Annotated in this window: 20 protein-coding genes; 8 read left to right on the top strand and 12 right to left on the bottom strand. The window is 70.7% G+C overall.

Annotated features, from left to right (window positions below; translation table 11 throughout):
- Positions 1-21 precede the first annotated feature (21 nt).
- From FRCN3DRAFT_RS0228660 to FRCN3DRAFT_RS0228650, 3 genes are all read right to left on the bottom strand, one after another.
- A complete protein-coding gene (locus FRCN3DRAFT_RS0228660; protein WP_157845273.1) occupies positions 22-528 on the bottom strand; it encodes an ANTAR domain-containing protein in 507 nt (168 codons plus the stop codon).
- A gap of 358 nt (positions 529-886) precedes the next feature.
- Positions 887-1,687, bottom strand: a complete 801-nt coding sequence (locus FRCN3DRAFT_RS0228655) for a GAF and ANTAR domain-containing protein (protein ID WP_035925339.1) — start codon at positions 1,685-1,687, stop codon at positions 887-889.
- 144 nt (positions 1,688-1,831) lie between these two features.
- On the bottom strand, positions 1,832-2,371 hold the full coding sequence (locus tag FRCN3DRAFT_RS0228650; RefSeq protein ID WP_007514003.1) for a DUF5994 family protein: 540 nt from the start codon (positions 2,369-2,371) through the stop codon (positions 1,832-1,834).
- A gap of 420 nt (positions 2,372-2,791) precedes the next feature.
- On the opposite strand from FRCN3DRAFT_RS0228650, the gene FRCN3DRAFT_RS57940 reads away from it, so the two are divergent.
- A complete protein-coding gene (locus FRCN3DRAFT_RS57940) occupies positions 2,792-3,604 on the top strand; it encodes a DUF4332 domain-containing protein (RefSeq protein ID WP_007514001.1) in 813 nt (270 codons plus the stop codon).
- Positions 3,605-3,707: 103 nt separating this feature from the next.
- On the opposite strand, the gene FRCN3DRAFT_RS0228640 is transcribed toward FRCN3DRAFT_RS57940, so the two are convergent.
- Complete coding sequence (locus FRCN3DRAFT_RS0228640; RefSeq protein WP_035925336.1) at positions 3,708-4,913, bottom strand: PP2C family protein-serine/threonine phosphatase; 1,206 nt, start codon at positions 4,911-4,913, stop codon at positions 3,708-3,710.
- Between the two features lie 201 nt (positions 4,914-5,114).
- Positions 5,115-5,312: a BTAD domain-containing putative transcriptional regulator gene (locus tag FRCN3DRAFT_RS58310; RefSeq protein ID WP_027141031.1), complete on the bottom strand. Its 198-nt coding sequence runs from the start codon at positions 5,310-5,312 to the stop codon at positions 5,115-5,117.
- A 557-nt stretch (positions 5,313-5,869) separates the two neighbouring features.
- Here FRCN3DRAFT_RS58310 and FRCN3DRAFT_RS0228630 point away from each other — a divergent pair.
- Entirely contained in the window at positions 5,870-6,103 is a 234-nt protein-coding gene (locus FRCN3DRAFT_RS0228630; protein ID WP_007513995.1) for a hypothetical protein, read from the top strand.
- A 91-nt stretch (positions 6,104-6,194) separates the two neighbouring features.
- On the opposite strand, the gene FRCN3DRAFT_RS0228625 is transcribed toward FRCN3DRAFT_RS0228630, so the two are convergent.
- Positions 6,195-6,803 (bottom strand): TetR/AcrR family transcriptional regulator, encoded by a 609-nt coding sequence (locus FRCN3DRAFT_RS0228625; RefSeq protein WP_007513994.1) that lies wholly within the window; start codon positions 6,801-6,803, stop codon positions 6,195-6,197.
- Between the two features lie 124 nt (positions 6,804-6,927).
- On the opposite strand from FRCN3DRAFT_RS0228625, the gene FRCN3DRAFT_RS46810 reads away from it, so the two are divergent.
- The 3 genes from FRCN3DRAFT_RS46810 (at position 6,928) to FRCN3DRAFT_RS0228610 (ending at position 9,709) form a co-directional block, all read left to right on the top strand.
- Positions 6,928-7,422: a nuclear transport factor 2 family protein gene (locus tag FRCN3DRAFT_RS46810; protein WP_007513992.1), complete on the top strand. Its 495-nt coding sequence runs from the start codon at positions 6,928-6,930 to the stop codon at positions 7,420-7,422.
- A 131-nt stretch (positions 7,423-7,553) separates the two neighbouring features.
- Positions 7,554-8,303, top strand: a complete 750-nt coding sequence (locus tag FRCN3DRAFT_RS0228615; protein WP_007513990.1) for a hypothetical protein — start codon at positions 7,554-7,556, stop codon at positions 8,301-8,303.
- Between the two features lie 116 nt (positions 8,304-8,419).
- A complete protein-coding gene (locus FRCN3DRAFT_RS0228610) occupies positions 8,420-9,709 on the top strand; it encodes a cytochrome P450 (protein ID WP_198536047.1) in 1,290 nt (429 codons plus the stop codon).
- 68 nt (positions 9,710-9,777) lie between these two features.
- On the opposite strand, the gene FRCN3DRAFT_RS0228605 is transcribed toward FRCN3DRAFT_RS0228610, so the two are convergent.
- The 6 genes from FRCN3DRAFT_RS0228605 to FRCN3DRAFT_RS0228580 form a co-directional block, all read right to left on the bottom strand.
- Positions 9,778-10,611: a mycofactocin-coupled SDR family oxidoreductase gene (locus FRCN3DRAFT_RS0228605; RefSeq protein ID WP_007513987.1), complete on the bottom strand. Its 834-nt coding sequence runs from the start codon at positions 10,609-10,611 to the stop codon at positions 9,778-9,780.
- A 31-nt stretch (positions 10,612-10,642) separates the two neighbouring features.
- Positions 10,643-11,521, bottom strand: coding sequence for a mycofactocin-coupled SDR family oxidoreductase (locus tag FRCN3DRAFT_RS0228600; RefSeq protein WP_007513985.1), 879 nt, complete (start codon positions 11,519-11,521; stop codon positions 10,643-10,645).
- The gene (locus tag FRCN3DRAFT_RS0228595) at positions 11,518-12,567 is read right to left on the bottom strand and encodes an ABC transporter permease (protein WP_007513984.1); all 1,050 of its coding nucleotides are present in this window, start codon (positions 12,565-12,567) and stop codon (positions 11,518-11,520) included. Before FRCN3DRAFT_RS0228595 ends, FRCN3DRAFT_RS0228600 begins: the two co-directional genes overlap by 4 nt.
- Before the next feature lie 8 nt (positions 12,568-12,575).
- Positions 12,576-14,108, bottom strand: coding sequence for a sugar ABC transporter ATP-binding protein (locus tag FRCN3DRAFT_RS0228590; protein ID WP_007513982.1), 1,533 nt, complete (start codon positions 14,106-14,108; stop codon positions 12,576-12,578).
- Positions 14,109-14,186: 78 nt separating this feature from the next.
- Positions 14,187-15,494 (bottom strand): sugar ABC transporter substrate-binding protein, encoded by a 1,308-nt coding sequence (locus FRCN3DRAFT_RS0228585; protein WP_007513980.1) that lies wholly within the window; start codon positions 15,492-15,494, stop codon positions 14,187-14,189.
- A gap of 248 nt (positions 15,495-15,742) precedes the next feature.
- Complete coding sequence (locus FRCN3DRAFT_RS0228580; protein ID WP_007513978.1) at positions 15,743-16,687, bottom strand: alpha/beta hydrolase; 945 nt, start codon at positions 16,685-16,687, stop codon at positions 15,743-15,745.
- Between the two features lie 475 nt (positions 16,688-17,162).
- Here FRCN3DRAFT_RS0228580 and FRCN3DRAFT_RS0228575 point away from each other — a divergent pair, with 475 nt between their 5' ends.
- The 3 genes from FRCN3DRAFT_RS0228575 to FRCN3DRAFT_RS0228565 all read left to right on the top strand — a co-directional run bounded on the left by FRCN3DRAFT_RS0228575 (position 17,163) and on the right by FRCN3DRAFT_RS0228565 (position 21,794).
- The gene (locus tag FRCN3DRAFT_RS0228575; protein WP_007513976.1) at positions 17,163-19,223 is read left to right on the top strand and encodes an alpha-ketoacid dehydrogenase subunit alpha/beta; all 2,061 of its coding nucleotides are present in this window, start codon (positions 17,163-17,165) and stop codon (positions 19,221-19,223) included.
- A complete protein-coding gene (locus FRCN3DRAFT_RS46805) occupies positions 19,217-21,037 on the top strand; it encodes an AMP-binding protein (RefSeq protein WP_007513974.1) in 1,821 nt (606 codons plus the stop codon). The genes FRCN3DRAFT_RS0228575 and FRCN3DRAFT_RS46805 overlap by 7 nt, the downstream gene beginning before the upstream one ends.
- A gap of 139 nt (positions 21,038-21,176) precedes the next feature.
- Positions 21,177-21,794 carry a helix-turn-helix domain-containing protein gene (locus FRCN3DRAFT_RS0228565; protein ID WP_158072958.1) on the top strand — a complete coding sequence of 206 codons (618 nt, stop codon included), beginning with the start codon at positions 21,177-21,179 and terminating at the stop codon, positions 21,792-21,794.
- The last annotated feature ends 33 nt before the right edge of the window (positions 21,795-21,827 follow it).

Below are 21,827 nucleotides of genomic sequence, written 5' to 3'. Positions count from 1 at the left end.
GGTCCCGACAGCCGGATGGCGCTATGGGTCCCGTGGCGGCAGGGTCGGTATCGCCTCGCCGTCGGGCCCTTGTGGGTGCGCCGGGCGCCCGTCGTCGGCACCCAGATCTGTCCAGCTCGGCCCGTCCAGCTCGGCAAGGATCGCCTCGGCCGCGGTGGGCCGGCCGACGCGGGCGTCGGCGGCCAGCATGTCGAGGTGCTGATATGCCTGCTCGGGGGTGTTGCCTCTGCCGATCAGCACGCCGACGGCCTGGTCGATTGTCGACTGGGTCTTCAGCCCGCTGGGCGCGGCCGGGTCGCGCGGCACCGTGAGGTCCTCGTCGAGTACGAATCCGGTGGTGCCGAGGCCGCCGCTGTCGTTGGTCAGCCAGCTCAGGTCGGTCGCGAGGTCGAGGAACGCTCCGGGAGCCGCGGCGAAGAGGATCAGAGAAGTCGTAGCCGCCGGATCCTCAGCTGCGGGAGTACTCGGGGGAAGGGACATTCTTAGCGAGGCACGGATGTCTTCGCGCTCGGCATCGTCCTCGAGCACGGTGAAAATCAGGGAATTCTCTCCGGCGGAGAGTATGGCCGAGAGACCGAGGTAGGATCCTACGGCGCTCTTGGCGTCGGCGGCGAGTTGTCGCAGGGTTCGTGAGATATCCGCGCCCGGTTCGTCGAGCGATTCGGTGAGAGCGGCGAGGTCCGCCGCCAAAGCAGTGGAAATATCCACGACGGGGGTACTCCGAAACGGCGTCCCCGAACGCCCTTTTCGGCCACAAAGCCGAGTACCGCGGGTCGCGGTGCTTGGTGGGGCACCGGACACGAGTCAGGGCCCCGGATCCGTGGGTGCCATCTTCAGGCTACTCGGTCGAGCCGGCCGCGCCGCCGCGGAGGCACCGAGGACCGAGCTATATCTCGCGATTGCGGGCTCGGGCCCGGCGGACCGCCTCATCGACAATGCGCTGGGCGACGGCGGCGAGTTTGACGTTCTCGCGCTGGCTGATCGCGCGCAGCCGGGCAAATGCCTCTTCCGCGGTCCCGCCGGTGCGGCCGCGCAGCAGCCCGATGGCCTGATCGATGACCGGCCTGGTCGACAGGGCGGCTTGCAGCTGGATCGTGAGGTTCAGCGCCTGGGCCAGCACCTGGGCGTTGTGCACCGCGACCGCGGCCGGGGCCGCGAACAGCTCGCCGAGTTCGGCGGCGTGGTCGTCGAAGACGTCCTTGCCGTGGGCGTAGACGTTGATCGCGCCAACCACCTGGTCGGGTAGCAACAACGGCAGTGACAGCACGCTGTGCACACCGAGGCGGCCGACCCGGGGGCCGAAGCGGGGCCACTGCCGTTCGCCGCCCAGTGATCCCGAGCGGACCGTGCGCCGGTCGAGGGTCGCGGTGATACAGGGACCTTCGTTGAGGACCGCATACTGGATCTCGTCGATGTCCCGGACGAACGGCGCGCTGGCCGCCAGTGCCTCGATACGGTCGTCATCCCGGTCGAGACGCAGCAACGTCACCCCGGCGCCGTCGGCGCCTGGGATGGCCTGGGCGGCGAAGCTCGCCACCCGGGTCAGCAGCTCCTGAAGGTCCAGGGAACCGGACACCAGACCAGCGAGACCGGCCAGGCCCGCCCGCAGGTCGAGGGCATCCGCCCGCGCCTGCTCGGAACTCAGCTCCTGGGTCGGCCTGGCGATGCCATCGTCGAACACGGTCATGGTCGGGTTACCAGCATGGGTTGCCCCCAGGTTCGTGCCGAGCATGACATCTCGAGAGTCGCGTCGCGCCGGTCTGGCGAGCGCTTTTCCGCCTGATCAGCCGGCGAGGACCGGACCGTTGTCAGCGGGCGGGGCGGTCCGTGGTCATTCTGGTGATGGCGCGGCGCCCGCGTGGCGCAGTATCTGGCCAGCTGGGCCGGACAGCCGGCCGGTGGCGGCCATCTGGAGCACCTCTTCCCCCGCCTCCGGGGCAGCGTCGGGGGGTATCACGAGAAGGAAGAGGCGTGTTCGGTTGGCGCCGCCCAGCGTGACCGTGTGGGGGTCGAGGGCGCGAAACCAGCTGATCCGCAGCGGCGGGCGGCCCGGTCGTGGAAGCACGCGGGGGATGTCGGTCCAGATGTCACCGTTGACCGACATCCGGCCGGGCGCCTCACCCGTGGCGGACAACGCGGCGACGAGCGGGGGAAGCTCGCTGGCCAGGTGCCAGGTCCGTGGCCACCAGGCGCCGTCGAAGGATTCCCGGCCGCGGGCCGGGGCCAGTGACAGCCGTAGCTCACCGCCGCCGACCGGCTCGGGACGCATGTCCGCGAGGGTGACCTGGAGCTTGGTGGGTGCGCCGCCGTCGCCGTCGAAGCGCGCGGCGTCGACCTCGTCGAGAAGTGCGGAAGTTCGGCCCGTCGTCATGACGGCCGCCTAACTCCGGCGATAAGAGCCGCCGGATGGCCACGGCCGGTGCTGACACCAACCTGGCGTCGACATTCGCAGAATTCCGGATTCGTAGGATTCCGGCCGATCTTCACTGTACCACAGTGCGTCCGCCCTTGTATGATGATGGTTTTTGGTTCTCGATCAGCTGGCACGGATCAGGGCCGCGGGATCCTGCGAGGCGTTTTGCGCCGGTCGACAATCAGGAATTTTCGCGCTATGCTGAACCAGCTAGGCAAATAGCCGGCTCGGGATCGGAAACGCCGCGTAACTGCCGCGAGACCGCGAGTGTTCCGCTCACGCTCGGGCGCCATCGGTGATCGTCCATGGGACGTTGCCTGTGAGCCTGCCCGAACGTTTCGAGTGCCTCGGTATCGCTATCCCCGTCGAGGTTTTCCCATGGTCCGCGTGGGGCCTGCCGCCGGTCGATCCGCTGTATCCCAGCCATCGCCCGTCCGATGGGATCTGGCGAGCGTAGTGGAGTATCGACGGGACCTCCTCGATGTTCTCCTGGGACCACTCGGCGACACTGACCGGGCCCGCGCCCTTGCCCAGCTCGGGACGTACAACGACACTCAACGTCTCAAGGTCACTTATGGTGAGGTCGTATCGGCCGCGGCAGGAGCCCGGATCTTCACCTCGCACCGTGATCAGGTCACGACCATCCACGTTCGCGGCATGGCCGGCGCCGCGGGCACCGCGCTTCAGACCGCCCTCGACCATGGAATGCACGCGGGGGAGCCGCTGCTGGTCGTCGACCTCGGCGACGTGCCGGTCCTCGACGTGGCGGGCCTGGATGTGCTGGCCGGCGCCGCTTCCCTGGCGGCTCGCCGCCAGAAATGGATCAGTGTGCGCGGCGCCCGGCCCGCCGTCTTCGAGCAGCTCGTCGCGGCCGGTCTGGTCGCGGTGCTCGACGTCCATCCCGCACGCCGAACTCCCCAGGAAAGGGGGAGCACCATGACCACGACCAACAGCGGTGGCCACCAGGCCCGCGAAGGCGATCTCGACAGGATCAAGGGCATCGGCGCCCGATATCGGACGATCCTTGAGGAGATCGGTGTCGCCTCGATCAGGGAGTTGGGGCGTCGCAACGCCGCCAACCTGAAGAAGATGATCGAGGACCGGCACGGGCCGGTTGTCGGGCTCTCCGAGCGGCAGATTCAAGCCTGGATCGACGCGGCGAAGACCGCCAACACATTGCGCCCCGCCTGACATCCGCGGCCCTCACCTCAGGTCGTCCACCACGGTGGCCGGATGCGAGCCCTCGCGCCGGTGACCGGCATGGGACAGCCGGGCGGGACCAGCTCTTGCCAGATTAGATATCTATGCTCGCGAGATGGTCGGCGGTGCCCCCGCACCACTCGACCAGGAAGAGCGTCGCGTCGTCGGTCGTGATCCCGCGCCGTTCCCGCATCAACGCGTGGGACAGACTCCGCACCGTCTCCCGCACACTGTTTCCGTGGGCACTCTCGACGAAGTCGATCAGGCGTTCCTCGCCGAACTGCTGCCCGCCCGTCTCATGCTCCTCGACGAGGCCATCGGTGAAGAACAGCACCCGGTCGCCGCGTAGGAGCGTCTGCTCACTGACCTGCGGTATGTCACCACCGAAGCCGATCGGCAGGGTCCCAGGGCTCTCCAGCGCCTGGATAACCTTGCGATCGCGGATCAGCAACGCCGCCGGATGGCCTGCGTTAACCCACTGCAAGTGACCTGTTCCGATATCCAGACGCATCATCTGCGCTGTGACGAAGTGATCGGTACCGAACTGCTTGTGGATGGCTGCGTCCATGAACGTGTACAGGTCGGCAAGCCCGATATCGGCACGTCTGGCGTGCCGGTAGGCGCCGATCGCGACCGTCGCCAGCACCGCGGCGTCCAGGTCGTGGCCCATCGCGTCGATGATGACCATGTGAAGGATGTCGTCGTTGAGGGCGTAGTCGAAGCTGTCGCCCGCGATGTTGTAGGCGGGTTCGAGAATGCCGGCCACCGCGACCTGCGGGGTGATCATGGTCAGCGGAGGCAGCAGCGACCACTGGATCTCCGCGGCGACACTCATCGGTTCGAGACGCCGGGCCTGGAAGAACTGGTCGGTGTAGCTGCTCTTGGTCACCAACATGTCGGCGACAAGGCCGGCGAGTCGCCCCAGCAACCGGCGGTCATCATCATCGACCGTGTCGAGAGTAAACGCCAGTACCCCCACCTGGTCGCTACCGTCCAGCAGCGGCAGGTACATTCGCGTACCGTCAGCCTGTGGCTGCTCGACAGTCATCGCGCGGAGGAATGCCGTGCCGGCGGGGGAGTCGTCGATCGGCTCGGGCTTCCCGACCGCGAGGCTCCTGCCCGGCAGCGGCGTGAGTATCAGCTGCTCATAGTCCTGCAGAAGGATCGAGATGTCTCGCCCGCCGATCCTGCCGATCTCTTCCGCCACCAGTGGGGCAATCAGCTGTGGCGGCATCTCGTGAGCGCGGTCCAGCAGCACACCCAGCAGTCGCTCACCGAATCCCTCCGACCGATCCACCATGATCTTGCTAGACCGGCCGCCACCTGTACCATTGGTGCCTCTTCTCCCTGCTCGACCGTTCATACCGGGTGAGCCTCCCCGGACCGCGTCAGCCGGTCACGTCGACACCCCGCTTCGCTCCTGATCGACGGGGAGGAGGCCGGCAAATGGCGTGGCAGGTGACGAAGGAGCGGTAGTGCGGTGACCGGCGGGCTCGGCCGATCAGGCGGTCGTCGGCGGGCTACACCTGCGCGCCGCGTCAAACGCCGCGCTGTCCTGCAGCCCGGCGTCCTGTATGGCCGTACCGCGCCACAGGGCAAGGGCCTCACGCAGCAGTCGTACCCACCGCGGGTCCCCGTCATCGTGGGCCTGGTCGACGAGGCGTTCGAACCGCACGGCGTCGACGGCGCCGGGTTCCACCCTCAGCAGGGAGCCGTCCGTCTGCCCTCGACCGCCCCTTCCGGCAGCGCCCTCCACAGCCGGGAAACCAGGCGTTGCAGGGCATTCGCCGCCTCTGACGGCGGACGTTCACCCCAAATCCGGTCGACGGGCGTCGCCTTCGGGACCTCGTGACCTGGATCGAGCGCGAGAGCGATCAACCGCGCGCGCGACCGGGCGCCCGGCAGGTCAGCGAGGACGCCTTCGTCCGTACGAACCTCGAATGGCCCAAGCATTCCGATCTGCACCTGGCCGATTTTGCCGCGGTCGATTGGCGGCCCTTTGATCGCGATTTAGGTCCTCCGGTGGCGGTAACCGTTGCCGTTTCACGACCGCCGCGGGGCGTTACCGGCGATCACGCCAATGGCGCTGGCTCTGGCGGTCGCGGTTCAGTACGGTCCCGGGTCGGCAGTTGGGCAGAGGCGGCGTAAGCTTAGGTCACTGGGAAACAATCCGGCCTGCCGCGCATCAGCGTCGCGGCTCTACGAGCCTCAGGCTCAGCCCGGGCACGTCGGTGAACTCCCTTGGAGAGGCACCTCATGTCCGCTCAGTACGGTTCCGCCTCCGGGTCATCCACGGCCGTAGGCGTGCTCGGTAGCCGCTACGGCACCTGCGACGGCAAGTCCGCGTTCGCCAGGGAGACCAGCCCTGGTAACTGGCAGGTCAAGGTCCACGACCCCAAGAGCCCGCGCGCGGGCCACGATGGTTGGGTGTTGATCGGCTCCGGTTGGCCGACGTTGGCCGAGGCCGCCGCCGCCGCCGGCCTGTCCTGAGCCCGCGTCGCTCGTCGGGCGGGCCGCTCGCCGGTTCCTGCCGGGCCGGGTACCGGTCGCCGCCTGTTCGCGGGGACGGCCGGGGCCCGCGTCATCTGCGTGCGGGTGGACGTAGCCCGTCGAAGACGATGGTGAGTGTCCGGGCCTGCAGCTCGTCGTCCCAGCCTGCCTGCAGCGCTGCCTGACAGGCGGCCGTGAGGAGCGCGAGCACCTCCGGAACGCGGACGTCGTCGCGTACGGCGCCGGCGTCCTGAGCGTGGGTGAGCAGCGCGTCGATCGACTCTCGCAGCGTGTGGATCGGTTTGGCCACCGGGAGGTTGATCCCCGAGGCGGCCAGGAGATCGACGACCGTCTTCTTGGCCGCCGCCTGCTCGACCATGCTCGCGAAGAAGACGAACAGACCGGTCGCCGGATCGCCATCGTCGACCAAGGTCTTGATCTCGTCGTCCAGCCGAACCACGAGGTCGCTGACCAGCGCCCGCAGCAGGGCTTCCTTGGTCGGGAAGTGCCGGAAGACGGTGCCGATCGCGAGCCCGGCCCGCCGGGCGACCTCCTCCGTCGACGCCGAGGCGCCCTTCTCGGCGAAGACCGCCTCGGCGGCATCCAGGATCCGCGCTCGGTTGCGCCGTGCGTCGGCGCGCAGACCCTGGCTTGCTGGCACGACGCCCCGATCGGCCGCTGAGGACCTGCCTTCCGACATGGGTGGCGTCCTCCTGGGATTGACAACATGAGTCAAGACTCATCATATTCTGAGTCGCGACTCATGTTAGCTCCGCGGGACGGCCTAGACCGGTCGGTCGCGCGCCCAGTCTGGAGGGAACCGAATGGTGTCACCGTCCGCCAGCGCCGAGATGACCCCACGCGAGGCCTTTGCCCGTTTCCAGGAGGCACTTCTCGGGAACGCCCCCGAACGCGCGGACGAGCTGTACGCCGAGGACGTCATCATCGAGCTCCCGTTCGCCCGGCCGGGCATGCCGAGCCGCTTCGAGGGGCGAGCGGTGTTCGGCGCCTTCGCCGCGGCGGGCCGGGCCTCTCTGCCGGTGCGGTTCGAGGGATTCCGCAATGTGGTCATCCACGACACGGCGGACCCGCAAGTGATCATCGTGGAGTACGACCTCGCCGGAACGATAACCACCATCAACCGTCAGGCCTCGGCGTCGTTCGTCCTCGTCCTCAGGGTTCGTGACGGTCGGATCGTTCACCTGCGCGAGTATCAGAACGTCCTTGGCATGGCGGTGGCGCTTGGCCAGCTCCCGGCGCTGCTGGCCAGCATCGGTTCCGAAGACGCCCGTACCCAACCCCCGGGAGCTGGCAGGTAGCCGGGTGGCCCGGCGGCCGAGCCGCTGCTGCGCAGGAGCGCGACCGCTCCGCTCCGCCGGCGGCGGCGATGCGTCCGCGGACCCGGCGCGGGACGAGCGGCGGTATCGCCGTGTGCTGACAGACTCCGGGCATGGAGTGGTCCTGGCTCACCGGCTCATATCACGAGCAGTTCATCAGAACCGGCCGTCAGCCGTTGCTGCTTCTTCTCGTGGGCTTGGTCGGCGGGTTCCTGTTCATCAGGACCTCCGCCCGCCTCATCCGGGCGAACGTTCGATGGTGGCCGGGAAACATTTCGGCCGGCGGGGTGCACGTGCACCACGAGTTCTTCGGTGTTCTCATGATGCTCGCGGCCGGCACCATCGGCTTCGCTCCCAGCGCCGTCCACCCGTGGCGTGACATCCTTGCGCTCGTCTTCGGGATCGGGGCCGGCCTCGTTCTCGACGAATTCGCGCTCCTGCTCCACCTGAAGGACGTCTACTGGACGAAGGAAGGCCGCTCCTCCGTCGATGCCGTCATCGTTGCCACGGCTTTGACCGGGCTCCTCCTGGTCCGCGCCGCACCCTTCGGGCTGGATGACATCAGTGACGACGAACGCTCCGCCCGCTGGACCCTTGTGGCACTTGTGCTGTTCAATCTGTCCCTTACCGTGCTGACCGCGATCAAGGGAAAACCCTGGGTGGCGATGTTCAGTGTCTTCGTGACCGTTGTCGGGATCTGGGGCGTCCTGCGGCTCGCCGCCCCGGGAAGCCCGTGGGCGCGGCGCCACTACGACCAGGGGAAGATGGCGCGAGCCGGGGAGCGGGCCGCGCGGTGGGGCAGACGACGTGAGCGCGCGTTCTCGCTGATCGCCGGCGCCGACAGCCCCGATTCCTCCCCGTAGCCGCGGGTGCCGGCTAGTTTGGTCATATGTCCACGGACCAGGGCATTCGACCGACTCCCACCGAGGATCATGCGGTGACGCCGCCGGCCGAGCGGTGTCCGCGGCCGTTGGGACGGGTGCGTGATGACGCCCGGTCGGCCGTGTACTGGGGCGCGGCCCACGGGCTTCCCCGGGTCGCCGTGCGGGCGGCGGCGCGGCGGGGGGACCTGCAGGGCCGGCTGATCGTCGCGGGTGCCGGCGGGGGAGAGGTCTGGGAGGCCGTCGAACAGGTGCGCGCCGCCGGGCCGCTGTACCGCGGTCGGTTCGCGTTCCTGACCGTGGACCATGCCGTCACACGGGAGGTTCTCGCCAGCGGTGACTTCCGGGCCGGCAGCCCGGCCCGGGCCGGTGGCCTCCTCGGTGCTCTGATGGCCCGGACCGCGCCCGACGTGCTGCATCCCATGGAGCCGCCGTCGCTGCTGGTCACGGAGCCACCCACGCACACCCGGCACCGCCAGCTGGTCAGCCGGGTGTTCACCGCGCGGGCGGTCCAGAACCTGCGGGCGCGCACCGAACAGATAGCGTCCGAGCTCCTCGACGGCCTCGCCACGGCCGAGCCCGTTGACCTGGTCGCCACCTACTGCGCCCTGTTGCCGGTCACCGTGATCTCCGAGATTCTCGGGGTCCCGCCCGGCGAACGGCCCCGAGTGCTGGCGCTGGGATCCGCCGTCGCGCCGAGCCTCGACTTCGGGCTGGGTCTCCGGCAGTTCCGGTCCGTCACCGCCGCCATGCGTGACTTCGAGTCGTGGCTGACCGGGCATCTCGCCTGGCTGCGGCACGAGCCGGGCGATGACCTGCTCAGCCAGCTCATCGTGGCCCGCGACCAGGACGGCGGGCTCGACGAGAGCGAGCTGAAGTCGATCGCCGGGCTGGTGCTCGCGGCCGGCTTCGAGACCACGGTGAACCTGCTCGGCAACGGCATCACCCTGCTGAGCCGGCACCCGGAGCAGCTCGGGCGGCTGCGCGGCCAGCCGGAACTGTGGCCGGGCGCGGTCGAGGAGATCCTCCGGATCGATCCGCCGGTGCTCCTTACCGGGCGCATCAGCACCCGCGAGCTAGACCTTCGCGGCGTCACCGTTCCGGCCGGGACCTACGTCGTGACCGTCCTCGCCGGCGCCAACCGGGACCCGAAGGTGTTCGCCGAGCCGGCGACGTTCGACGTCGCCCGCGCGAACGCCCGTGACCACGTCTCCTTCTCCGCCGGCCGGCACTTCTGCCTGGGAGCCTCGCTGGCCCGGATGGAAGGCGAGGTCGGCCTGCGCGCGTTCTTCGACCGCTACCCGGACGCGACGCTGCTCCCGGGCGCCCGCCGCCGCGCGAACCGCGTCCTGCGCGGCTGGAGCCGCCTGCCCGCCAGCCTGTCCTGACCTCTTGCCCCGGCGCGTTGCCCCGGCGCGAACCCGCCGCTGAGCGGCCTCGCTCCGAGGCGCGCCGGTCAGATGACCAGGGCGCCGGCGTCGATCGGCAGGGCGACCCCGGTGATGTAGCGGGCCTCCTGCGACGCGAGGAAGAGGACGGCGTTGCTCACGTCGATCGACTCGACCCAGTCGATGGGCAGCAGGATCGTCTCCGACGACGCCTTGCCGAAGTCCTCCCGGGTGGGGTTGGGGATGTCCGGGCAGAACAGGTGGTACATGCTCTCGTTCTGGATCATGGGAGTGTCGACCTGGGTCGGGTTCACGGTGTTCACCCGGATGCGGTTCGGGGCCAGCTCCTGGGCCAGGGTCTTCATCAGGCCGACGACCCCGTGCTTGGCCGAGACGTAGTGGCTCACGCCCGAGTAGGAGCGCAGTCCGGCGACCGAGCTGACCAGGATGAGCGAGCCGCCGTCGCCGGTGGCCAGCAGGTGCGGGATGGCGACCTTGCAGGTGCGCCACACTCCGCTCAGGTTGATGTCGATCATGTCGCCCCACGTCTGCTCGGTCAGTTCGTGGGAGGGGCCGTTCGAGAGGATGCCGGCGTTGGCGACGACGATGTCGAGCCGGCCGAGCTCGGCGACCCCGCGGTCGACCGCGGCGCGCAGCGAGTCGGTGTCGCGCACGTCCCCTTCGGCCGCGACGATCCTGCGGCCCAGCTTCTCGACCATCGCGACGGTCTCGGCGAGGTCCTCGGGGGTCGCCCCCGCGTAGTCGGTGGTGTCGATCTCGGCGCAGAGGTCGACCGCGATGATGTCGGCGCCCTCCTCGGCCAGCCGCACCGCGTGGCTGCGGCCCTGCCCCCGGGCGGCCCCGGTGATGAACGCGACCTTGCCTTCGACTCGTCCCGCCATGTCCGTCTCCTTGCGTCGTGACGTCACTTGATCACTTGACCAGTACGCCGGCATCCACCGGCAGGGCGATCCCGGTGATGTAGCGGGCCTCGTCCGAGGCGAGGAAGAGGACCGCGTTGCTGACGTCCTCGGGCTCGACCCAGGGGATCGGGAGCGCGTTCATCGCCTGCGACACCGGTGCGAAGTCCGCCCGGGTGGGGTTGTCGACATCCGGGCAGAACAGCCGGTACATCGGCTCGTTCATGATCATTGGTGTGTCGACCTGGGTCGGGTTCACCGTGGTGACCCTGATCCGGTGTGGGGCCAGCTCCTGGGCCAGCGTCTTCATCAGCCCGACGACGCCGTGCTTGGCCGCCGTGTAGTGGGCGATGTTGGCGTACGCCTTCAGACCGGCCGCGGAGCTGGTGAGGATGATCGCGCCGCCACGGCCGCCCGCGATGAGGTGCGGGATCGCCGCCCGGCAGGTGCGCCAGGCCCCGCTCAGGTCGACGTCGATGATCTCGGTCCAGATCTCCTCGGTCATCTCCATCATGGGCGCGGGCGTGTTGACACCGGCGTTGGCGCAGACGATGTCGAGCCGGCCGAGCTCGGCGACCCCCTCGTCGACGGCGGCCGTCACCGCCGCCAGGTCACGCACGTCGGCCCGGCGGGCGACGACGCGGCGCCCCAGCGCCTCGACCAGCGCGGCCGTCTCGGCCAGCTCCGCCTCGCCGGCCAGCGGGTAGGGCACGGTGGTCATCGGCGCGCAGGCGTCGAGCGCGATGATGTCGGCGCCCTCCTGGGCCAGCCGGACGGCGTGGGCGCGGCCCTGCCCGCGGGCGGCGCCGGTGATCAGGGCGACCTTGCCGGCCACGCGTCCCGGTCTGTTCGGCCCCGGTCCGTTCGCCCCCGACTCGTTCGGCACGCTCACTTGATCACCCCGTAGCGCCGCCGGTCGATGGTGATCGCGACAGCGGCGATGACCACCGTGCCCTTGACGATGAGCTGCGTGTACGGGTCGACGGCGGTGATGTCCATGCCCGCACCGAGGATGACGATGACCAGCGCGCCGAGCAGGGTGCGGTGCGGGCCGCCGACGCCGCCGGACAGGGCGGTGCCACCGACGACGATGGCCGCGATCGAGTTCAGCAGGCTGGGATCGGCGCCGAGCGGCACGCCGGTGCTCGCCTGGCCGGTGAAGATGATGCCCGCGACCGCCGCGATGACCCCGGCGAGCGCGAAGACCAGCAGCTTCACGACCTGCACCCGCACCCCGGACAGGCGCGCCGCGCGCTCGTTGCCGCCCACCGCGTAGAGGTGCCGGCCGAAGGAGGTGGCGAACGCGAGCACGGTGAGCAGGCCGGTCAGGATCAGCGCGGTGAGCGCGCCGTTCGGGATGCCCGGGATCGACGAGTCGTTGACGAGCGTGTGCAGCAGCCCGGAGCTGAAGGCCACCGGGCCGCCGTGGGAGATCGTGTTCGAGATCCCGTCCAGCACCGACATCATTCCCAGCGTCACCAGGAACGACGGAACGCGCAACACGGTGGTGACGAGCCCGTTGACCAGGCCGACCAGCCCACCGACGGCGAGCACCATGATGATCGCCAACGGGCCGCCGAACGAGTCGATCCACTTGGCGATGAGGATGCCGGCGAGCGTCGCGTTCGCCGCCACCGACAGGTCGATGCCGCCGATGAGGATGACGAACGTCCCGGCCAGCGCGATGACGGTCAGGAACGCCATCTGCCGCAGGATGTTCTGCGCCGAGTCGGTCGACAGGAACGCCGAGTTCCGGCTGCCGAAGTAGATGATGAGCGCCAGCAGCGCGACAAGCGGGACGGCGATCGTCCGGCTCCGCGACAGCGTGGCGGTGACCGCGGTGAGCCCGCTGAGCCCGGAACGGCCGGCCGGCGTCGAAGGGTCACCCCCGGAGCCGGCGACCTGCGGCGCGGCCAGATCGGTCGAGTTGTGGGTCACGGTGGTCCTCACATCATGTGGCTGATGACGTCGACGTCGGTGGGTTTGCCGGTCGCGGGCGACGGGATCTCGGCCGTCACCCGGCCGTCCCGCAGCACGACGATCCGGTCAGCCAGGCCGATGACCTCCTCCAGGGACTCGGCGCACAGCAGCACGCCGACGCCGTCCCGGGTCAGGTCGCGGATCATCGTGTAGATCTCCTCGCGGGTACCCACGTCGATGCCGCGGGTGGGGTCGTCGAGCACGAACACCCGGACCCTGCGGGCCAGCCAGCGGGCGAACACCGCCTTCTGCTGGTTCCCGCCGGAGAGCTCGCGGATGGGGGTGGCCAGCGAGTCCGTCTTGATGCGCAGCCGCGACGACAGGCTGGCCGCGCGGCCGCGCTCGTCCCGCAGCCGCAGCAGCCCGGACCAGCGGGAGGTGAGCAGGTCGAGGAAGCCGATGGAGATGTTGCCGCGCACCGACATCGCGCTGAACAGGGAGTCGTTCGCCCGCTCTGGCGGGACATAGCAGACCCCGGCCCGCACCGCGCGGCGGACCGACCAGCGGTCCCGCCGGCGCCCGTCGACGGTGAGCGAGCCGCCGCCGAGCCGGGTCGCGCCGGCCACGGCGGCGGCCAGCTCCGACTTGCCCGACCCGATGACACCCGCCACGCCGACGATCTCGCCCGGCCGGATCGCCAGGTTCACGTCCGTGAACGCGCCGGCCACCGAGCCGCCCGTGATCTCCAGGATCGGCTCGGCGGCCGCCGCGGCGCCGGTCTGCTCGGTCTCCCGGTAGTAGTCGACGCTGCGTTCCCGGCCGACCATCAGCTCGTGCAGCCGCCGGTCGGTGACGCCCTCGTTGCGCAGGTCGTCGACCACCTTCCCGTCCCGCAGCACCAGTAGCCGGGTGGCAAGGCGCAGCACGTCGGGCAGGATGTGCGAGACGTAGATGAACGACGCCCGGTCCCGCCACCGCTCGATCAGCGAGAACAGCAGCTCGGCCTCATGCTCGCTCAGGGCACTGGTCGGCTCGTCGAGCAGGATGAGCGGCGGGGTGTCCGCGATGCGGGCGTCCGCGAACGCCTTGGCGATCTCGACGAACTGGCGCTGCGGATAGGTCAGGTCGGCGACGACGGCGTCGGCCCTGATGTCGTCGACGTGCATGTCCCGCAGCAGCGCCGCCGCGGCGGCCCGCAGCCGCCGTTTCCGCCCCGGCCCCCGGCCGCCGGTCCGGATCTCCCGGCCGAGGTAGATGTTCTCGTAGACGCGCAGCGACTCGACGAGCGCCTGCTCCTGCACGACGACCGCGACACCCAGGGCGGCCAGCGCGCGTGGGCTGCCCAGCGGCGCGTCCTGGCCGCCCACCGTCATCGTTCCGGTGTCCGGGCGGACGGTGCCGCTGAGCACCCCGATCAGGGTCGACTTGCCGGCGCCGTTCTCGCCGACGAGGCCCAGCACCTCGCCCGTACCCACCGTCATGGACACGTCGCGCAGCGCGTGGACTGGACCGTAGCGCTTGGAGATTCCCGTGAGGGCGACGGTCGATTGGGTAGGCACGGGCTGGATCCACCCCACTTTCTGTGTGCCTGGGCGTGCTGCCTGGGTCCGCTGCCCAGGCGTGCTGCCTGGGTCCGGCTAGGCGACGAGGCTGTCCTTGAACTCGAGCAGCGGGCCGGACTTGAAGGCGCTGGCGTAGGTGGTCCGCACCGAGGCGATGTCGGCGGACGCCCAGGCGGAGTTCAGCTTGTACTCGTCCTGGGGGACGCCCTTGTAGTACTCGTTGGGGTCGATCGGGTTCAGCAGGGTCTGCGGGTCCCAGTCGTTCGGGTGCAGGGCCTTGCTCATCCGCTCCCACTCGAACGGCAGCTTGTCCGCGTAGACGGTGGAGAGCACCTTGTCGGCGGTCTCGGGGGTGACCAGCAGCGCGCCCTGGGAGATGAACTTCTCCGGGAGGGAGAACTCGACGTCGTTCAGCACGTCGAAGACGGTGATCCCGAGCAGGCCGGCGGTCAGGCCGCCGACGGTCGCGCTGGTCAGGTACTGCTTGCCGTCGGCGATGTACTGGATGTTCTGCTTGTTGCCGTCGAAGCCGACGACGATCTTGCCGGTGATGCGCTGGGCGTCCAGCGCCGCGATGACGCCGGCGGCCTCGCTGTCGTTCTGGGCGAAGACGCCGACGAAGTCCTTGACCGACGGCAGGATGTTCGTCAGCGAGGTCCGGGCGTCCTCGGAGGTCCAGTTGCCGGGCGACGCGGTGACGATCTTGATGTTCGGGAAGTCCTTCAGCGCCGTGTTCAGGCCGGCGGTGCGCTGGTCGTCGGCCGACGAGCCCTTCTGGCCCGGGACGTGGATGATCGTGCCGGAGCCGCCGACCTTCTGGAACATGGCGCGCGCGGTGGCCTCCGCGATCTTCACCGACGGCGGCGTGATGAACCGGACCCACTTGTCGGCGTCCGCCGGGGTGTACCAGGCCGGGGCGGTGTACGAGCTGGCGTAGAGGATGCCGGCGGCCTGGCAGGCCTTGGTGACGGCCGCGGCCTGGGCCTCGGTCGCCGGGGTGCCGAAGATCGACGCGCCGCCGGAGGTCCGGACGTTGCCCACCTGCCCGATGGCGGTGTTGACGTTTCCCTGGTCCTCCAGGCTGGACATCGGCACGCCTAACGCGGCCATCGCCTGCTTGCCGCCGTCGTTGAAGGCGACGAAGTAGTCGTTGGACAGCGTGGTGACCTGGGAGAAGGTGCGCTTCCGGACCAGCTTGCCGCCGCCGGCCGCGCCGCTCGCCCCGGCCGCGGCGGTCGACGAGCCGGAGTCCGAGCCGCAGGCACCGATACCCAGAGCGATGCCCGCGGCGCCCATGGCGGCGAGGAACGAGCGCCGTGAGGTCGGGTGCGAGAATCTTGCGTTCCTTGCGAAATCGACGATGCGTGACTCGTTCGATGCCATCGTGCTGTCTCCTTGATGAGCCGGTTTTCCGCCTCGGCGCGGCGGGTGACGGACCGGTCGGGGCGCGCGGAACCGCGGTGGCGGTCGCACCGCCGGAGCCCGTGAATCAGTCGGTATATCGTCTGCCCGAAACGTTCCCGCCGGCCGGGTGATGCCATCGCGTGATGGCGCGGAAGGTGGAGGGGGAAGCTGCGTCACAAGCCGGGCGAGGGCGCTCGGGGAATAGCGATGAATGCGGTTGGTGCGGGTCAGCCCGGCCTGCGCGAGGTCGTAACGAGCAGCTGGGCGGCGAACCAGCGCGACGCGTGCGCGGCGGCCTGGTCGAGCTTCGACCGGTCGCTGTATAGGGTCATGTGCGTCGTGTGCGGAAGGACCACGAGTTCCTTCTTCGCGGTCGGGAGGCGGTTGTACACGCCGATCTCGAGGTCCCACAGGGTGATGTCGTCGCCCTCGGCCACGATGACCATCGCCGGGGTGTCGTAGATCCGGTCGGCGAACGGCGTGACGTCGTAGTTCAGCAGCAGGTCGACCGACTCCATCGTGCTGCGGTTCTCGTACAGCGGCGCCTCGGTGGCCTGCAGCGCGGCGAAGGTGGTGCGCGTCTCGGGGAACGGCCAGGACGACAGCTCGCTGTCGGGTGTCTCGCTGGCATGCGGGATGTACAGGCGTTTTGCCGGGTCCTCGTAGCGCAGCCGGCGGTCCTCGAGGACGGCGTCCCACAGCTTGCGGTAGCCGAGGCCGCCGTGGACCCGGCGCATGTTCCGGTAGCCGTCGACCACCGGGATCTGGCTGACGATCGCCTTCACCCGCGGGTCGGTGGCCGCCAGGACGAGCACGTGGCCGCCGGAGTAGGAGATGCCCCAGGCGCCGAGCCGGTCCGGGTCGATGCCGTCGGCGCGTTCCAGGAAGCTCAGCGCGTTCTGGTAGTCGCGGATCTGTGCCCACGGGTCGAGGTGCTGGCGCGGCTCACCGTCGGAGACCCCGAGATTGCGGTAGTCGAACACCAGCGCCGCGATTCCCAGGGATGCGAACGCCTCCGCGTAGTAGGGCATGACGAGTTCTCGCACATAGCACCAGCCACCGGCCAGCACGACGGCGGGAACCTTCTCGGTGCTCGCGTCGACATCCGGGCGGTAGAGCCAGCCGCGTACGGTCGTGCCGTCGCTGCTGAACTCGACGTCTTCTCGGCGCATCGGAAGTCCTCCGGCGTGGGCAGGAGCGTGTGGAATGCCTTTGGTCAGGCGTTCGCCCGCCCCGGCCCATGGTCTTGGGGCTGGTATAGGAAGCGGTCGCGGCGACTTCTCGGTTTCGCGGCGTCCTGCTTATTACGGGTGCGTTACCCGTGGGCGTGTCGACCATCGTGGATGGCGTCCGTCACGTTGTCAAGTGGCACTTGACAGTCGGTCTGCGTGGCCGACCCTGGTTACTCTCGGTGTTGACGAACGGGGGTGTCAAGTCCCACTGGACACTCCTGTTCGGTTGGGGCTACGTTGGCCGCCACGGCCGAGTCGACCGGCCCGACCCCCTCGGCCGACCCCACGGACGGACCATCGCCGCTCGTCGCCGCCCGTCGCGCGCGGCCGGCGGGGCAGCGGAGCCTCGGCGGGTCGAGCCGTCACGCCCCGGCGAGCAGCCGGCGGTCGTCGTGCCCCCGGACGGGAGAGCCAGATGGATTGCGCGCGCTTACTCGACGCCTACGAACGCATGGTGCTGATCCGCCGTGTGGAGGAGCGGGTCGCCGTGCTGTACCGCGACGGGCTGGTGCCGGGATTCGTCCACACGTCGGTCGGCCAGGAGGCCTGCGCGGTCGGCGCCCTCGCCCACGCCCGCACCAGCGACGTGATCACGTCGACGCACCGCGGGCACGGTCACGTCCTCGCCAAGGGCCTGCCCCCACGACAGATGATGGCCGAGCTGATGGCCAAGGAGACCGGCGCCTGCCGCGGCCGCGGCGGCTCCATGCACGTCGCCGACCCCGGGCTCGGCATCTTCGGCGCGAACGGCATCGTCGGCGCCGGGCTGCCGATCGCGCTCGGCGCCGCGCACGCCCTGCGCCGCCGCGGCGGCGGAGATGCCGTCATCGCCTTCTTCGGCGACGGCGCCGTCGCGACCGGGGCCTTCCACGAGGCGATGAACATGGCCGCGCTCTGGCGGCTGCCGCTGGTGTTCTTCTGCGAGAACAACCGCTTCTCCGAGTTCTCCCGGGCCGAGGACCAGCATCCGGTGCCGTTGCGCGCGCGGGCCGGCGCCTACGGCATGGCGTTCGTGGAGCTGGCCGGCAACGACGTGGAGGCGGTCGCCGACGGGATGCGCCTGGTGCTGGACCAGGTCCGGGCCGGGAATGGCCCGGTGCTGGTCGAGAGCGTCACCACCCGGGTGCGCGGCCACTACGAGGGCGACGAGCAGCGCTACCGGGAGCGGGCGGACCTCGCCGACGCGACGGCCCGGGACCCGCTGCTGCTGACCCGGGCGCGGCTGCTCGACCTGGGCGTGCCGGCGGCGGACGTCGAGCGCGCCGAGCGGCGGGCTGAGGCGGACGTCGAGGACGCCGAGAAGTTCGCCCGGGAGTCTCCCGAACCGGATCCGGCCGGAGCCGCCGACCATGTCTATGCGGGGCGACCGGCTCGCCGGGCCGCGTCGGCCGTCGCGGCAATCCCGGCCACGTCGACGGCCGTCGGTGGGAGCGCCGTCTCGGCGGCGGGGCTGTCCCCGGCTGGCGGGCCGTCCCCGGCGGCGGTGTCCGCCGACGAGGCCGGCAGCCGCCCGTCGTCGGGCTCGCGCATCCTGCGGCAGGCGATGCGCGACGCCCTCGCCGCGGACCCGTCGGTCTTCCTCGCCGGCATCGACGTCGCCGGCGGCAACGTCTTCGGTCTCACCCGCGGCCTCGCCGGCGAGTTCCCCGACCGCGTGCTGGACACGCCGATCGCGGAGACCGCGATCATGGGCCTGGGGGTGGGCGCGGCCATGGCGGGCCTGCGTCCCGTCGTCGAGCTGATGTACCTGGACTTCCTGGGGGTCTGTCTCGATCAGATCATGAACCAGGCGGCCAAGCTGCGGTTCATGACCGGCGGCGCGGTCACCGTTCCGATGGTCGTGCGCACCCAGTTCGGGTCGGGCCGCTCGTCGGGCAGCCAGCACTCGCAGAGCCTGGAGACGCTCTTCGCGCACATCCCGGGCCTGACCGTGGTGATGCCCAGCTTCGGCGACGACGCCTACGGCCTGCTGCGGACCGCCATCGAGGACGACAACCCGGTGGTGTTCATCGAGAACCGGCTGTTGTACGAGCGGAAGTGGGCGATGCCCACCCCCGACCACCGCGTTCCGCTGGGCCAGGCCCGGGTGGTCCGTCCGGGCACCGACGTCACGATCGTGTCCTGGTCGCGAATGGTGTTCGAGGCGCTCGCCGCCGCCGAGACACTGTCGACGGAAGGCATCGACGCGGAGGTCCTGGACCTGCGCACGATCGTCCCACTGGACCGGGAGGCGGTGCTCGCCTCACTCGCCCGGACGAACCGGCTGGTCATCGCGCACGAGGCGGTGGTCGACTTCGGGGTCGGCGCGGAGATCGCCGCGCTAGCCGTGAACGAGGGGTTCTGGTCGCTCGACGCGCCGGTGCGCCGGGTCGGGGCCGGCTACACGCCGGCGCCGTACGCCCCGTCGCTGGAACGCCGCTGGGAGGCGGGCGCCGCCGACATCGTCCAGGCCGTCCGGGAGGTGACGGCATGCTGAGCCCGACCAGGCCGCACGCGGTGGACCACTACGTTCTTCCCCAGGCGACGTTCACCGACCGGCTGCGCGAGACCGTGGCCGCGCGCGGCGACGAGCTCGCGGTGGTCGAGGGGGAGCGCCGGCTGACCTACGCCGAGCTCGCCGCGGCGGCCGAGCGGGTCGCCGCCGGGCTGCGGGCTCGCCACGTCGGCACCGGCGACGCCGTGCTGATCCAGCTCCCCAACTGGTGGGAGACGATGGTGGTCTCCTGGGGCGTCTTCCTCGCCGGCGCGGTGCTGGTGCCGGTGGTGCCCATCTACCGGGAACGGGAGCTGGGCCACATCGTCCGCCAGACCCGGCCGGCCGCGGCGTTCGTGCCCGAGCAGTACCGCTCCTACCGGCACGCCGAGGTGCTGCGGGAGGCGCTGCGCGCGGCGCGGCCCGCCCGGAGCGGATCATCGCCGGCGGACGACCGGCCGGAGGCGACGGTGGTCGCCGTGCGCGTGGGTGTCGAGGGCATCGCGGGTGCCGCGGGTGTCGAGTCGCTGTCCGACTGGCTGGCCGACCCGCCCGCCGGCGCGCCGGAGCCCGCCGCCGCACGGGGACAGGCACGGGCCGATCCGGGTGACATCGCGGTCGTGCTCTACACCTCGGGCACCACCTCAGCGCCGAAGGGCGTGCTGCACAGCCACCAGACGCTGCTCGCCGAGACCCGCGCCATGGCGAGCGCCGCCCGGCTCGGCCCGGCCGACCGGGTGTTCATGGCCTCCCCGCTCAGCCACATCACCGGTCTGTCGTACGGGTTGCTGCTGCCGGCGGACCTCGGCTGCCCGGTCGTCCTGCAGAGCCGGTGGGACGCCGCGGCCGCCCTCGACCTGATCGAGGAGTACCGCTGCGCCTTCACCGTCAGCGCCACGCCGTTCCTGCGCGGGCTGGCCGACGTCTACGCCGAGCGGGGGCGTCGCAGCGCGCTGCGGGTGTTCGTCTGCGGCGGCGCGGACATCCCGGCCGCGCTGGTCCGCCGGGCCCACGCGGCGATGGGCACGCGGGTGGTGCGCACCTACGGCTCGACCGAGCTGCCGACCTCCTCGATGGCCGACCCGTACGGGGACCTGGACGCCGCCGCTGCCGGGGAAGGACCGCCGATGGGTGACAACGAGCTGCGTTGCGACCCCGACGCCCTGTCCGGCGGGCCGGAGAGCTCAGCCGGGGCCGGGGCCGGGGCCGGGGCTGGAGCTGGGGCCGGGGCCGGGGCTGGAGCTGGAGCTGGAGCCGCCGGCTCGGCTGCCGCCGTCGGTGCCGGACGCGAGGGGGAGCTGCTGGTGCGCGGCCCGGAGCTGTTCCTGGGCTACCTCGACCGGGAGCTGAACCGGGACGCGTTCACCCCGGACGGCTTCTTCCGTACCGGGGACGTGGCCCGGATCGGCCCCGACGGCACCCTGGTCATCTCCGGGCGGATCAAGGACATCATCAACCGCGGCGGCGAGAAGTTCAGCGCCGCCGAGGTGGAGGCGGTGCTGCTCACCCACCCCGCCGTCCAGGACGTCGCCGTCGTCGCCAGCCCCGACCCGACGCTGGTGGAGCGTGCCTGCGCGTTCGTCGTGCCGGCGCCGGGCCGGACCCCGCCGACGCTGGCCGACCTGCGCGACCACCTGACCGGGGCGGGCCTCGCCATCCAGAAGGCCCCGGAGCTGCTGGTCGTGGTCGACGACCTGCCACGCACCCCGAGTGGGAAGGTGCAGAAGTTCGTGCTGCGGCGTCGCGCGGCGGCCGGCTCCTCACCACCCGCGTCGGTCGGCGCCGGCGAGGACCGGCCCGAGGCGGGAGGGAACTGACCCGCGTGGGACTGACGAAGAGCGGGGCATCCCGGTGCGCGCCGCGTACGCTCGGTGACGATTTTGTGGTCGTCACACGGAGGAGCCCCACGTGGCCGGGTCACGCAAGGCCGATCGATCTGGCCCTGGGGGTATGAGCGTGTCCGTTGGGTCTAACGTTCGGCACGCGCGGGAACGCGCTGGCCTGTCCGTGCGGGAGCTGGCGCGCCGCCTCGGGGTCTCCGCGAGCTTCCTGTCCCAGTTCGAGCTGGGCCAGAGCCAGGCGGCGGTGAACACGCTGTTCGCCATCGCGACGGAGCTCGGCGTCTCCCTCGACGAGCTGCTGGGCCACAGCGTGCCGCCGCGGGCCGCGCCGCCGGCCGCCCCGGCGGCGAACGCCGACGGCGTCGGCGATGGGCGAGGGGCGAACGGCGCCGCGCCGACGGGCCCCGCGCCGGAGCCGACCCCGGTGCCGGAGTACCTCGCCTTCCAGACCGGTGTCCGCTGGCGCCGCCTGGTCGAGCCGGTCGACGAGCACGTCGACTTCCTGCTGACGGACTACGAGCCGGGGGCGGACTCGGCGCCGGCCGACCAGCCGCAACGGCATCGGGGCACCGACTACGGCTACATCCTCGAAGGAACGCTGACCATCATCATCGACGGCCAGACCCGCCAGGTAGGGCCGGGCGAGGCGATCAGGATCAGCGGCGACGTCCCCCACCGGCTGCGCAACGAGACCAGCCAGCTCGTCCGTGCCATCTGGTTCGTCACCGACTAGGCGGCGGCCGCGGTCCGGCGTCGCCGTACGTCT

It is taken from the genome of Pseudofrankia saprophytica (assembly GCF_000235425.2).
GTDB classification, from domain to species: domain Bacteria; phylum Actinomycetota; class Actinomycetes; order Frankiales; family Frankiaceae; genus Pseudofrankia; species Pseudofrankia saprophytica.
This window is presented reverse-complemented; position numbering and strand designations above follow the sequence as displayed.